The 12,853-nt window shown below is 62.1% G+C and carries 12 protein-coding genes; 5 read left to right on the plus strand and 7 right to left on the minus strand.

What is annotated here, in order from left to right; translation table 11 throughout:
- Positions 1-9 precede the first annotated feature (9 nt).
- The 6 genes from lptB to thiL form a co-directional block, all read right to left on the minus strand.
- A complete protein-coding gene (lptB, locus tag J0W34_RS02335) occupies positions 10-732 on the minus strand; it encodes an LPS export ABC transporter ATP-binding protein (RefSeq protein ID WP_230970538.1) in 723 nt (240 codons plus the stop codon).
- A complete protein-coding gene (gene recX / locus J0W34_RS02340; protein WP_227815412.1) occupies positions 719-1,165 on the minus strand; it encodes a recombination regulator RecX in 447 nt (148 codons plus the stop codon). Before recX ends, lptB begins: the two co-directional genes overlap by 14 nt.
- A 10-nt stretch (positions 1,166-1,175) precedes the next feature.
- Positions 1,176-2,219, minus strand: a complete 1,044-nt coding sequence (gene recA, locus J0W34_RS02345; RefSeq protein WP_227815413.1) for a recombinase RecA — start codon at positions 2,217-2,219, stop codon at positions 1,176-1,178.
- Positions 2,220-2,314: 95 nt separating this feature from the next.
- Entirely contained in the window at positions 2,315-2,800 is a 486-nt protein-coding gene (locus J0W34_RS02350) for a CinA family protein (protein ID WP_230970539.1), read from the minus strand.
- A gap of 9 nt (positions 2,801-2,809) precedes the next feature.
- Positions 2,810-3,295: a phosphatidylglycerophosphatase A family protein gene (locus J0W34_RS02355; RefSeq protein ID WP_230970540.1), complete on the minus strand. Its 486-nt coding sequence runs from the start codon at positions 3,293-3,295 to the stop codon at positions 2,810-2,812.
- A 29-nt stretch (positions 3,296-3,324) separates the two neighbouring features.
- A complete protein-coding gene (thiL, locus tag J0W34_RS02360; RefSeq protein WP_230970541.1) occupies positions 3,325-4,293 on the minus strand; it encodes a thiamine-phosphate kinase in 969 nt (322 codons plus the stop codon).
- A 374-nt stretch (positions 4,294-4,667) separates the two neighbouring features.
- Between thiL and J0W34_RS02365 the strand changes: the two genes are divergently transcribed.
- From J0W34_RS02365 to J0W34_RS02375, 3 genes are read left to right on the plus strand one after another with little or no spacing between them, the layout of a single operon-like run.
- On the plus strand, positions 4,668-6,440 hold the full coding sequence (locus J0W34_RS02365; protein WP_230970542.1) for an N-acetylglutaminylglutamine amidotransferase: 1,773 nt from the start codon (positions 4,668-4,670) through the stop codon (positions 6,438-6,440).
- 11 nt (positions 6,441-6,451) lie between these two features.
- Positions 6,452-8,185: an N-acetylglutaminylglutamine synthetase gene (ngg, locus tag J0W34_RS02370; protein WP_230970543.1), complete on the plus strand. Its 1,734-nt coding sequence runs from the start codon at positions 6,452-6,454 to the stop codon at positions 8,183-8,185.
- A gap of 19 nt (positions 8,186-8,204) precedes the next feature.
- Complete coding sequence (locus tag J0W34_RS02375) at positions 8,205-9,422, plus strand: osmoprotectant NAGGN system M42 family peptidase (protein WP_227815419.1); 1,218 nt, start codon at positions 8,205-8,207, stop codon at positions 9,420-9,422.
- A gap of 178 nt (positions 9,423-9,600) precedes the next feature.
- Here the strand turns inward: J0W34_RS02375 and gcvA are convergent, their stop codons facing one another.
- Entirely contained in the window at positions 9,601-10,590 is a 990-nt protein-coding gene (gene gcvA / locus J0W34_RS02380; protein ID WP_227815420.1) for a transcriptional regulator GcvA, read from the minus strand.
- A gap of 222 nt (positions 10,591-10,812) precedes the next feature.
- On the opposite strand from gcvA, the gene J0W34_RS02385 reads away from it, so the two are divergent.
- Together J0W34_RS02385 and J0W34_RS02390 are read left to right on the plus strand one after the other, a co-directional pair.
- Complete coding sequence (locus J0W34_RS02385) at positions 10,813-11,268, plus strand: Rid family detoxifying hydrolase (RefSeq protein WP_230970544.1); 456 nt, start codon at positions 10,813-10,815, stop codon at positions 11,266-11,268.
- A 94-nt stretch (positions 11,269-11,362) separates the two neighbouring features.
- Positions 11,363-12,829: an aminotransferase class V-fold PLP-dependent enzyme gene (locus J0W34_RS02390; protein WP_230970545.1), complete on the plus strand. Its 1,467-nt coding sequence runs from the start codon at positions 11,363-11,365 to the stop codon at positions 12,827-12,829.
- Positions 12,830-12,853 lie beyond the last annotated feature (24 nt).

A 12,853-nucleotide genomic window follows, 5' to 3' on the forward strand; every position in this document is an offset into this window, starting at 1 on the left:
ATCGCGCTGTCAGAGTCTGAAATGTTCGCCGAGATAGACCTGACGTACCTGGTCATTTTGCACGATATCGGATGGTGTGCCACTGGCAAGCACTTCACCCGAGTTGATGATGAATGCGCGCTCGCAGATGCCGAGGGTTTCGCGCACGTTGTGATCGGTGATCAACACACCGATGCCACGGTCCTTCAGGAAGCGAATGATCTTCTGGATATCGAGCACCGCGATGGGGTCAACGCCGGCAAACGGCTCGTCGAGCAGGATCAGCCGTGGCGACGTGGCCAGGGCCCGCGCGATCTCGCATCGGCGCCGCTCACCCCCGGAAAGCGAGATGGCCGTGCTGTCGCGCAGGTGGGCAATCCCGAGTTCTTCGAGCAGTTCTTCGAGCTTTTCATGCTGGGCTGTCCTGGGCAGGCCCTGAAGCTCCAGCACCGCAAGGATGTTCTCCTCGACCGTGAGCTTGCGAAATACGCTCATTTCCTGAGGCAGGTAAGACAGGCCAAGCTTCGCGCGCGCATGGATGGGCAGATGGGTCACGTCGGCTTCGTCGAGGGTGATCTGTCCGCCGTCGGCGGCGACAAGCCCCACGATCATGTAGAAACACGTGGTCTTGCCCGCGCCGTTGGGGCCGAGCAAACCCACCACTTCACCGCTGCCGACCTCGAACGAGACGTCGTGCACCACGGTGCGTGACTTGTACTTCTTCTGTAGTCCGGTGACCCTAAGCAGGCTCATCGTCGCGATCTTTCAGAATCTTGTGTATCACGTCGGCAGCAAAGCCCCGGCCCTGCAAAAAGCGGGCTTGCTTCGCCCATTCACGGGCGTCGACCGGCTGCCGGCCAAATTTCTTTTCCCACACTTCACGGGCGCGCACGGCGTCGTCCGAGTCGGTGGCCTCTTCAAGAGCGGCGTCGATCAAATGGTCGGGCACGCCCTTCTGTTTCAATTCAAGACGCAATCGCCGGTTGCCCATCCGGGTCTGGCGGCTGCGAACATAACTTTCAGCAAATCGCGCATCGGAGAGCAGATCCAGCGACTCCAGGCGGTCGAGCAGTGCGTCGAGCTCATCCCGGTTGCCTTCGCTGCCCAGTTTGCGCGCCAGTTCGGCCCGGCTGTGCTCGCGCCCCGAGAGCAGTCTCAGGGCGCGGGCCTTCAGGGCGTCTGCCATAGGCTCGGGCTCAGGCCTCGGTCGATTCAACCGGTTCGGCAGCGGCCTCGATGGCGGCCATGGCCGACAGGTTGAAGGTGGCGCGAACCTTGTTTTCGATTTCACGCGCGATGGCCGGGTTGGCCTTCAGGTACTCGCGCGTGTTGTCCTTGCCCTGACCGATCTTTGTGCCGTTGTACGAATACCAGGCGCCGGCCTTGTCCACGATCTTGGCCTCAACGCCCAGATCGATGATTTCGCCCTCGCGGGAGATACCTTCACCGTACAGGATGTCGAAGTTGGCCTGCTTGAACGGAGGAGCCACCTTGTTCTTGACGACCTTGCAGCGGGTTTCGGAACCGACCACCTCGTCGCCCTTCTTGATGGTGCCGGTACGGCGGATGTCGATACGCACGGACGAGTAGAACTTCAGTGCATTTCCGCCGGTGGTGGTCTCCGGGTTGCCGAACATCACGCCGATCTTCATGCGGATCTGGTTGATGAAGATCACCAGGGTATTGGTGCGCTTGATGTTGGCGGTGAGCTTGCGCAGGGCCTGACTCATGAGGCGGGCCTGCAGGCCCGGCAGCTGGTCGCCCATTTCGCCTTCGATTTCGGCTTTTGGCGTCAGGGCTGCCACCGAGTCGATCACGACGATGTCGATGCCGCCGGAGCGCACCAGCATGTCGGAAATCTCGAGCGCCTGTTCGCCGGTGTCGGGCTGGGAGACCAGCAGATCGTCGATGTTGACACCCAGCTTCTCGGCGTAGCCGACATCCAGCGCGTGCTCGGCATCCACGAAGGCGGCCGTGCCACCGAGTTTCTGCATCTCGGCAATGACTTGCAGCGTCAGCGTTGTTTTACCGGACGATTCCGGGCCGTAGATCTCGACCACGCGTCCACGGGGCAGGCCACCCAGGCCCAGCGCGATGTCGAGGCCCAGCGAGCCGGTCGAGACGGCTTCGATGTCGCGAGCGAGGTTGTCGTCGCCCATGCGCATGATCGAGCCTTTACCAAACTGTTTTTCGATCTGCGACAGTGCGGCGGCGAGCGCTTTGGCCTTGTTGTCGTCCATGTGGAATGTCCTCAATTTCGGTTGATGATGATTATGGCACAGAGTTTGCTGGTGTGTTGCGTCCGTTTTTCCGGGGGCGCATTCCCAGTGACTGCTCATGTAGCTTTATACAGTATCGAGCTCAGTGCGTGAATCACCGTCTGGCGACGGATGCTGGTGCGATCGCCGTTGAAGTGACAAGTTTCCGAAAAAACCGGCTGTCCGGGCCATGACCAGGCCAGACAGACCGTGCCGACGGGTTTGTCGGGCGTGCCGCCCGTCGGGCCGGCGACGCCCGAGACCGCGATGGCCACGTTTGCATTGCTGTTTGCCAGTGCCCCGGTGACCATGGCCTCCACGGTTTGTGTCGAAACCGCGCCGAATTGCTGGAGCGTTGACTCCGGCACGGCGAGCAGCCTCATTTTTGCGGCATTGGAGTAAGTGACGAACCCGGTGTCGAACCATGCCGAACTGCCCGAGATGGCCGTGATTGCCTCTGCGATCCAGCCGCCGGTGCACGATTCCGCCGTGGTCAGGATCCAGCCGCGCGTCTCCAGGGCTTTGCCGGTACTCAGGGCCAGCTCAAGCAGTTCGTCATCCATGCTCATGTCTCAGGCCTCCAGGAGGCGCATGGCAATGGCCAGCACCAGCAGGGTGTAGCCGGCGGCGATCACGTCGTCGAGCATGACACCGAATCCGCCCTTGACCTTGCTGTCGGCCCAGCCCACGGGTTGTGGTTTGACGATATCGAAGAAGCGAAACAGCACGAAGGCGGCGGCCTGCCAGCCAAGGGTGGCAGGTGTGAAAGCCAAGACCAGCCAGAAGGGCACCATTTCGTCCCAGACGATGGCGCCGTGGTCAGAGACGCCAAGCGCCTTGCCGGTGCGGTCCGCTGCGAAAACGCCGAGCACGAAGGCCGTCAGCAAGAAGAGCAGCAACATGGGCTCGGGCAGGGCCGTGCTCAGCAAGGGGAACAGCAGCCAGGCGGCGAGTGTCCCTGCGGTGCCCGGGCCTTTGGGCGATAGACCGGCGCCAAAGCCGAGCGCGATGAAGTGTGCCGGATGAGCGAACAGAAACTGCAGATCGGGGCGTCGCATGGGTGGGGCGAGTGATGTCTTGGGTCGGTTCAGTGATCGGAGGTGAAATGGTCGAAGCCACGCATCTCGAGTGTTTCCATGTGGCCGGAGATGCGCTGGATACGGCAGCCGTCGTTGCTCGACACAAGGGTGCCGATGGCATGTACCGGCACGCCAGCCGTGCGCGCGGCGGCTTCGATCGCATCATGGTGCGCCGCGGGGGCGGTAAAGAGCAACTCGTAATCGTCGCCGCCGGTCAGGCAGGCTTTGTGTGCGAGACCGGCGTCGCCACAGGCGGTCAGCAGGAGTGCCGTGGGCAGGCCCGCTTCGCGGAGGCGAACGCCCACGCCGCTGGATGCCAGAATGTGCCCCAGGTCGCCGAGCAAACCGTCCGACACGTCGAGCATTGCACTGGCCAGGCCACGCAGGCCCATGCCCAGTCCGGTGCGGGGTTGCGGGCGGTGTAGCGCCGCCATGCAGTCATCGCGCATCGTCCGATCGAGCGCTGTGCCGTCACGCAGATGCCACAGGGCCAGCGCAGCGCGGCCGGGCTGGCCTGACACCCAGACCTCGTCGCCCGCTTGGGCGCCGGCGCGTGTGATGGCCATTCCGGTGGGGACTTCTCCCATGATGGTCACGTTGATGGTGAGCGGCCCGCGTGTCGTATCGCCACCGGCGAGATCCACGCCGAAGGTGCTCGCACAGGCCCTGAACCCCCTGGCGAAGCCATCGAGCCAGTCGGAATCGACGGCCGGCAGGGCCAGAGACAGAAACGCCCAGCGGGGAACTCCGCCCATGGCCGCTATGTCGGACAGATTCACCGCGAGCGATTTCCAGCCCAGGGCTTCGGGCTCGGCGTTCTCGAAGAAGTGGCGTCCCTCAACCAGCATGTCGGCCGATACGGCCAACTGGTGACCCGGGGCGGGGGTGATGAGTGCGGCATCGTCGCCGCCACCCAGGTCCGTGTGGGTCACGGGCCACTGGAAATAGCGGTGTATCAGGTCGAATTCAGACGGCATGGGTCGAATGGGCTTCTTGGACGCGCCAGCATAGCGCCCGCGCCGAATGGGCTGCAAATGTGACGAAACGTTTGCGCAAAATTAGTTTGTTAGAATGTAACGCTTGTCTCGCGTGGCCCTGTGGCCGGTGCCGCGCGAAGCAAAGTGCGAAACGCTCCCGGAAAGCTTCGGGTGTCGTCGTTGCCGGCCACCCGCAGGCCTGGTCTGTGGTCAGATGCCTTGGGCATCGCGACTGAGTCGTGCGACGGCTGGTGTCGCCCTTTAGCAGCACCCGCAACGGCAGCGCATCAAATCACCCGATGCGCGAGCGTTTTGCCGATACATCCGCCGGTGAGGGCGGATGTCCGATCCGGAAACTCGAGAAAGGAGATGGCATGTGCGGCATTGCTGGTGAAATCAGGTTTGACGGGCAGATGCCCGACGCGCAGGCACTTGCCTGCATCGTCGGCGCACAAGAGAAACGGGGACCTGACGGGGCTGGCGTCCACATGCAACTGGGCCGTGGCTTCGGCCATCGCCGGCTCAAGATCATGGACCTGACCGAAGCGGCCGCCCAGCCCATGTTCGACCCGGCGCTGGGGCTCGGCATCGTCTTCAATGGTGCGGTCTATAACCACCCCGAGCTGCATCGCGAGCTCGAGGGCATGGGCTACACCTTCTACTCCCATGGTGACACCGAGGTCCTCCTCAAGGCCTATCACGCCTGGGGCCCCGACTTCGTCAAGCGCCTCAACGGCATGTTTGCCTTCGCCATCTGGGAGCGTGATTCCGGCAAGGTGCTGTTTGGTCGTGATCGCCTGGGCATCAAACCGTTTTACTACACCGAAGTGGACGGCGCGCTGCGCTTTGCGTCGTCCTTGCCGGCCCTGGTCAAGGCAGGCGGCGTCGACACCGCCATCGACCCGGTGGCGTTGAACAGTTACCTCTCTTTCCACGCCGTCGTCCCCGCGCCCTACACGCTGCTGCGCGGCGTACGCAAGCTGCCGCCGGGTCACCTGATGGAAGTCCTGCCCGACGGCACGCGCAAAACGCATCAATTCTGGACGCTGCAGGCCAATCGCACCGCCGAGGACGAATCCCGCAGCTTCGACGACTGGCGCGACATGCTGCTCGAAGAGCTTCGCGCTGCGGTCAAGCGCCGCCTGGTGGCCGATGTGCCGGTTGGGGCGCTGCTTTCGGGGGGCGTGGATTCCAGCCTGATCGTGGGCCTCATGGCCGAAGCGGGCGTCACCGATCTGCACACCTACAACGTGGGCTTTGAAGACGTGGGCGGCGAGAAGGGTAACGAATTCGAGTACGCCCAGATCGTGGCCGACGAATTCGGCACCACGCACGAGAAGATTTTCGTGCCCGAGGCCGAGCTGCTCACCCGCCTGCCTGAGGCCATCCAGGCCATGAGCGAGCCCATGGTCAGCCATGACTGCATCGGTTTCTATCTGCTCTCCGAGGCGGTGTCGCGCCGCACCAAGGTGGTTCAGAGCGGGCAGGGCGCGGACGAAGTCTTCGGTGGCTATCACTGGTATCCCAAGCTCGATGGCAGCAAGCAAGCCGTGGCCGACTATCTGGCGGCCTTCCGCGATCGCGATCATGCCGAGTACAAGGCCCTGGTCAAGCCGGCCTATCACGCCGACGATTTCAGCGGCCAGTTCGTGGCCGACCATTTCGCCCTGCCGGGCGCGGACGACCCGGTGGACAAGGCACTGCGCCTGGATACCACCATCATGCTGGTGGACGACCCGGTCAAGCGCGTGGACAACATGACCATGGCTTTCGGCCTGGAGGCGCGCGTGCCCTTCCTGGATCACGAGCTGGTCGAGTTTGCCGCCCGCATCCCCGCGCGGCACAAGCTCACCCAGGGCGGCAAGGGCATCCTCAAAGAGGCGGCCCGCAAGGTCATCCCCGCGGCAGTCATCGATCGGCCCAAGGGCTATTTCCCCGTGCCGGGGCTCAAGTATCTCAAGGGCGCCACCTTCGATATCGTGCGCGACGCGCTGCACAGTCAGGCGGCCCGCGAGCGCGGCCTGTTCAACACCGCTGAAATGGACAAGTACCTCTCGGCGCCGAGCGACCACATCACGCCGCTGCGTGGCTCCAAGCTGTGGCAGCTCGGGCTGCTCGAATGGTGGCTGCAGACGCATCTTTCCTGAGCGACACGATCATGACCCGCAAGTACGTCTCCCGCGCCCTGCGTCCGGCCAGCCAGCCGCTGTACATGGACGAATCCCAGCCCGATATGCGCGACATGCCCCAGAACAAGGCCATCGAATGTGGCTGGGGGCGGATCATTCCGGCGCAGACCTACGAGACCCCCACCGGTATCGCCGAAGCGCTGCTCAACGAGCGGCCGGGGCAGCGTGACATCGCCTTCTACGTGCTGCGCCCGCATCTGGTGGTCAATCATGCGCCGCAGGAGCTGTTTCTCGACCCCTCGGAGTCGTACCGCCGGCATCTGGGCGACTACCACCCCAAGCGTGCCTCAAGACGGGGGTTCACCGTGCGCCGCCTGCGCACGCGCAGCGACGTGGCGGCCATCAACGCGCTGTATCGCAGCCGTCAGATGGTGCCGGTCGATACCAAGCGGGTGTGGCGCGACCGCATCTCGCGCGAAACCACCTGGGCCATTGCCGAAGACCAGACCACCGGCGAAATCATCGGGGTGGCGCTGGGGGTGGATCACGTTGAAGCCTTCAAGGACCCGCAGCACGGCAGCAGCCTGTGGTCGCTCGCCGTGGCGCCACAGGCCGCTCACCCCGGCGTGGGCGAGGCCCTGGTGCGCTACCTGCTCGAGTTCTTTCAGGCGCGGGGACGGGCCTGGATGGACGTGTCCGTGCTTCATAACAACGAGGGCGCCATCGCGCTCTACGACAAGCTGGGCTTCCAGCGGGTGCAGGTGTTTGCGGTCAAGCGCCGCAATGCCATCAATGAGACCCTGTTCACCCAGCCGGTGGACGACGAGGGCGATCTCAACCCTTACGCCCGACTCATCACCGAAGAGGCCCGCAAGCGCGGTATTCACGTCAAGGTGATCGATGCCGAGGCCGGCTACTTTCAGCTCGAACTGGGCGGGCGCAGCATCATCTGCCGCGAATCGCTCACCGAACTGACCTCGGCCATCGCCATGAGCCGCTGCCAGGACAAGCGTGTCACCCTGCGCCTGTTGCGCGAGGCCGGCCTCAAGGTGCCCATGCAGCGGCTGGCCGACGGCAGCGCGGAAGACACCGCTTTCATGGCCGAGTGCGGTGCCGTGGTGGTCAAACCCGTCGAGGGCGAGCAGGGCAAGGGCATCAGCGTGAATATCAGCGACGAGGACGAGCTGGCTGCGGCGGTCGAGCGCGCCCGCGCCTACTGCGACCGGGTGCTGATCGAGCAATTCTGCCCGGGGCAGGATTTGCGCATCGTGGTCATCGACTACCGCGTCGTCGCCGCGGCGGTCCGCCGTCCGCCCGAAGTGGTCGGCGATGGGCGCAGCACCATCAAGCAGTTGATCAAGAAACAGAGCCGACGTCGCGAAACAGCCACGGGCGGTGAATCGAGTATCCCCATCGACGCCGAAACCGAGCGCTGTCTGGCCGCGCAGGGCTTCTCACTCAGCGACGTGCCCGAGCACGAAACGCGCGTCACCGTGCGCAACACCGCCAATCTGCATACCGGCGGCACCATCCACGACGTGACCGACGTGTTGCATCCGGAGCTCAAGGCCGCGGCGGAAGAGGCCGCCCGTGTGCTCGACATCCCCGTCACCGGACTCGATTTCATGGTGCCGGACCCGGCCGACGACACCTATGTGGTGATCGAAGCCAACGAGCGCCCCGGCCTCGCCAATCACGAGCCGCAGCCTACGGCGGAGCGATTCGTCGACCTGCTGTTCCCCAGAACGAGAAGAAACGACTAAATCAACAGGAGAGCACCCTATGGCCGAATTTGAACTGGACTACGACTACCTCGAAGAGACCCTCCTGCAGTTGCTGGCCATCCCCAGCCCGGTCGGCCTCACCGACGCCGTGGCCCGCTACACCGCCAATCAGCTCGACACCATGGGCATCCCCTTCGAGATGACCCGCCGCGGTGCCATCCGCGCCACCCTCAAGGGCAAGCAACCGCGCCCGGCCCGCGCCATCGTGGCCCACCTGGACACCCTTGGCGCCATGGTGCGTGAGCTCAAGCCCAACGGCCGCCTCGCCATCGTGCCCATCGGACACTGGTCTGCCCGGTTCTCGGAAGGCTGCCGCCTCACCATCTTTACCGACAACAAGCAGATTCGCGGCACCTGCCTGCCGCTCAAGACCTCGGGCCATGCCTTTGGCGAAGAGGTGGATGTTCAGCCCAGTAACTGGGATCAGGTCGAAGTGCGCGTGGACGTCTCTGCCCGCAGCGCCATGGACCTGGAAGCCGCTGGCTTTCGTGTCGGCGACTTCATTGCCTTCGACCCCAACACCGAAATCACGCCCGCGGGCTACATCACCTCGCGCTACCTTGACGACAAGGCCGCCGTGGCCGCACTGCTCACCGCCTGCAAGGCCATTCAGGACCACGGGCTCACCCCGCCGGTGGACGCCCACCCGCTGTTCACCATCACCGAAGAAGTCGGCACCGGCGCCTCCGCCGCGCTCCACGGCGATATCGCCGAGATGGTGAGCATGGACATCGCCATCGGCGCCCCCGGCCAGAACACCGACGAACACGCCGTCACCATCTGCATGCGCGACATGAGCGGCCCCTTCGACTACCACCTCACGCGCAAGCTCATCGGCATCGCCGAGAAATACAGCATCGGCCACCGCCGCGACGTCTTCCGTTACTACCGCTGCGACGGTGCCGCCGCCGTCGAGGCCGGGAACGACATCCGCACCGCGCTTATCGGCTTCGGCGCCGACGCCTCCCACGCCTACGAGCGCACCCACCGCTCTGCGCTTACGGCGCTGGCGCGCCTGACGACGCACTACATCCTCAGCAAACCGGTGGCCGCCCGGGACGAGCAGAAGATGGCCTCCATCGACGGCTTTACCGAACAGCTCAAGCCCGAAGAGATGGAAGTGCCCAATACCCCGCTGCCGATTCCGCACGACTTCATGGAAGAGCTGCTGACGACCACCAAGCCGCATTCTCCGGGGAAGAAATCGAAGAAGTGATGGTTTGAGCGTAGATGTCAAAAGCCCGGCTGATGCCGGGCTTTTTTTGGTCGCCACCGTGCGAGACCTCATCGGCTCGGCACGTGCGTGCTCGGGCTGACGCCCACCCGCGACAACCCATTGCCTTCGAATGGCCGTCGCGAGTGGCCACGGGAGGCCAATGTCGCCCTTGTCGGGGTTAGGAAACCATTCCTTCAGAAAGCGCCCAATCGCGAAAGGCAACCAACTTGGGCAGCGAGGCGTGTTCGGCCAGATAGACGATGAAATAGGCAAAGGGCGATGCCAGGCTGATGTCCGGAAACAGGCGGACAAGGCGCCCGGACGCCAGATCATCTCGCGCCATCAAACTCCGGGCGAGCGCGACGCCGTGGCCGTCTATCGCCGATTGCACGACGGCCGCCGCGCTGTTTGTTCTCAGGCTACATGCCGTTGCGACGCCGCTCACGCCTGCTTTCTGAAACCAGGCCGCCCATGTGGGGAAACTGGCATGACCTTCCATCGACAGGTCGTGGATCAAGGTCTCGCGAAGCAGATCTTTGGGCCGTTTCGGACGTTGGCGCCGGAACAGGAACATGGGGGAACACACCGGGAAGACCTCTTCGTCTGCCAGCTTGTGTGCAACCAGCCCCGGCCAGTTTCCCGGACCGTACCGAACCCCGATGTCGATCCGGCGAGCCGGAAAATCCGAGAGTTTGGGGTCCGTATCCAAGTGCAGGTCAATGTCGGGCCAGGCCGAATGGAAGCGTCCAATGCGCGGCATCAACCACTTGGTGGCAAGTGACGGACTAAGGGTGACGGTCAGCACGCGTTTGGGCGAACCCGTCTTCAGTTGCTCAAGTCCCAGCGCCAGGCGGTCGAAGCCGGCCCGAATGTCCGGCAATGCGTCTTCGGCGGCCTCGGTGGTGACCAATCTTGCTCGACCGTTCTTGCTACGCAGGAAAAGCGGAGCCCCCAGCCATTCTTCCAGCGAACGCACCATCTGCCCAACAGCCGCCGGCGTTACGTGAAGCTCGTCGGCTGCTGCTGAAAAACTTCGATGGCGAGCGCTGGCCTCGAAGGCGCGCAATGCATTTAAACGAATGGGCGATTTCATGGCGACAAAACTTTCCTTTGCATGCAGGACAGATTTTCTCGTTTGCCCGGGGCAATTTAACGGCGAAGAATGCATCGAAGGTCTTAGCACAGAGACCCGCTCCGGGAGCTAATACTGTACTCGACTGAGTCGTCCCGGAGACTACAGGTTTTCCCTTTCTTGACGAGGGGAAAAAGCAAAAGTGCGCTGCTCATTGGTAATTCAATGGGGAGGGTTAACCCGACAAAAAGGAAAAGTTCAACGCAAATACAATTTTAAATACGCATCAACGTTTATTAAATGGACTAGGTGAAAAGTATGAAAAGACACACCGTTTTGATTGCAGCAGCCTGTGCTTCCATCCTCCTTTCAGGGCCCGCTGTTGCCGACACAGGGAAGCAGATCCACTCGACGACGGGCGTCTATCCCGCCATCGGACCCTATTCGCAGATGGTGCAGGCCGGAAACCTGATCTTCATGGCAGGCGTTATTCCTCTGAACAAAGAAGGCAAGGCGGTCAAGGGGAAAGACATTGAAGAACAGACCCGCTTGGTGCTGACGTATATCGGTGAAAAGCTGAAATCTCAGGGCCTGGGTTTCGAACACGTGGTCATGTCGAATGTTTACATGAAGGACTTGAACGACTTTTCAAAGATGAATGCGATCTATGGCGAATATTTTAAAAACCAGCCCCCAGCGCGTGCGACGGTTGAGGTTTCCCGTCTTCCTCGCGACGTGCTCATCGAAATCTCCATCATTGCAGCAAAGCCATAAAAACTGAATCTTCACTCGGGCTGATTCGCCTGAGTATTCCCAAAGAGAGTTGGTTCAGACAGATGTCTTGTCTGATCAGACCCAGGAGTTGGTTATGGACTCGCAAAAACACATGGTAGGTGACAAGGCAGATAAGGCAGCGCATCCGGAATCAATGGCAGTCGCGCCGAATGATCTGGCCCGCAGGCGCTTCATGCAGATGATCGGCGCGGGGGCAGTCGTCGCTTCGACAGGAGTACACGCCCGACAATTCGGCTCATCTGGTGGCGCCGGTTTCTGGTCGGGGGTTGAACATCGCTTCGTCCTCAATCCCACAAAGCTATTCATGAATATCGGCACAGCCGGATCCATGCCCAGGGATGTTCTCCACTATTTCAATAACGCGAACCAGGAAAAAGCGCGAGAGTCGCTGAGTGGCTACGGCAATTTTGCGGATCTCAGAAAGCGGATTGCGCCGGGCTTCGGTGTGGATGAAGACGAACTTGTCATTTCCTACAACACGTCGGACGGCATGTGCCACGCAATCCTGGGAATCCCGTGGCAAGCCGGCGACTGCGTGATCACGACCAATCATGAACACCCTGGCGGCAACGTGCCATTGCAGATCGCAGTCGATCGCTACGGTGTTGTGGTGCGTCGAGTCAATCTGCCGGTGGGAAATGACCAGACTGCGCAGGACTACGTGGACCTGTTCCAGAACGCAATCGATCGAGCGCGCGGGGACGGGCTGAATGTACGTGCAATGATGTGGTCATCACCGACGTTTGTGACCGGGACCATGTTGCCGATTCGGCGCCTCGTCGATGTCGCCATTGCCAACGAGCTGGTGTCGATCTGTGACGGTGCTCACCTTCCCGGCATGATGGCGTACAACTACGCTGAACTGGGTGTCGACTTCATGTCCGGCGCAGGGCACAAGTGGCAGTGTGGCCCGGGTTCGACCGGCATTCTGATTATCCGGAACAAGGTGCGCAGCGCCCACAACCCGCTGCCGCTCACGCCTTATTTCCCGGTGGTAACGAGTTCGTATGCGCCGACCATTGGTGGTGTTCCATGGGGCGAACGAGCCACCGGACCGGTCGAAAGCTACAACATCGGCAATGTCATACAGAGTTGTGGCAGCAAACATTCGCCGATGCTTGAGTCCTTGGGCGTCGCATGTGACATGTGGGATGCAATCGGGCGCGAAGCAATTCAGGACTATGTCCTCGGGCTTTCAACCTATCTCAAGGAGCAGATCGTCCGTAAGTGGGGGGTGTCCGCCCTCTACTCTCCCAAGGACGATCCCGAGCTGATCTCTGCCCTCACGTCGTTTAATCCCTTCTACGACAACCCGGACCTGGTTCTGGATTCGTCCGCATCAAGGACATTCGTTGATCGCCTTGCCAGTGAATACGGGATCGTGATTCGGAATACCACGGCGCCGGTGGTGCGAGGGGGGGTTATCACCAACCATTACCCGATGAGGGTTTCAACCCATCTTTGGCACGACGTCAGAGACATCGACCGGCTGATGGACAGCTGCTGGGCTTTGACAACCAAAATGAGTCAGGGAAAGTGAATGGTCGGCAGGAGTGACGATTGA

The organism is Nitrogeniibacter aestuarii (assembly GCF_017309585.1).
Classification (GTDB): Bacteria; Pseudomonadota; Gammaproteobacteria; order Burkholderiales; family Rhodocyclaceae; genus Nitrogeniibacter; species Nitrogeniibacter aestuarii.

Excerpts from the sequence above, each read along its gene's own strand:
- lptB (WP_230970538.1), bottom strand. The coding sequence starts at position 732 with ATGAGCCTGCTTAGGGTCACCGGACTACAGAAGAAGTACAAGTCACGC.
- recX (WP_227815412.1), bottom strand. The coding sequence starts at position 1,165 with ATGGCAGACGCCCTGAAGGCCCGCGCCCTGAGACTGCTCTCGGGGCGC.
- recA (WP_227815413.1), bottom strand. The coding sequence starts at position 2,219 with ATGGACGACAACAAGGCCAAAGCGCTCGCCGCCGCACTGTCGCAGATC.
- J0W34_RS02350 (WP_230970539.1), bottom strand. The coding sequence starts at position 2,800 with ATGGATGACGAACTGCTTGAGCTGGCCCTGAGTACCGGCAAAGCCCTG.
- J0W34_RS02355 (WP_230970540.1), bottom strand. The coding sequence starts at position 3,295 with ATGCGACGCCCCGATCTGCAGTTTCTGTTCGCTCATCCGGCACACTTC.
- thiL (WP_230970541.1), bottom strand. The coding sequence starts at position 4,293 with ATGCCGTCTGAATTCGACCTGATACACCGCTATTTCCAGTGGCCCGTG.
- J0W34_RS02365 (WP_230970542.1), top strand. The coding sequence starts at position 4,668 with ATGTGCGGCATTGCTGGTGAAATCAGGTTTGACGGGCAGATGCCCGAC.
- ngg (WP_230970543.1), top strand. The coding sequence starts at position 6,452 with ATGACCCGCAAGTACGTCTCCCGCGCCCTGCGTCCGGCCAGCCAGCCG.
- J0W34_RS02375 (WP_227815419.1), top strand. The coding sequence starts at position 8,205 with ATGGCCGAATTTGAACTGGACTACGACTACCTCGAAGAGACCCTCCTG.
- gcvA (WP_227815420.1), bottom strand. The coding sequence starts at position 10,590 with ATGCATTCTTCGCCGTTAAATTGCCCCGGGCAAACGAGAAAATCTGTC.
- J0W34_RS02385 (WP_230970544.1), top strand. The coding sequence starts at position 10,813 with ATGAAAAGACACACCGTTTTGATTGCAGCAGCCTGTGCTTCCATCCTC.
- J0W34_RS02390 (WP_230970545.1), top strand. The coding sequence starts at position 11,363 with ATGGACTCGCAAAAACACATGGTAGGTGACAAGGCAGATAAGGCAGCG.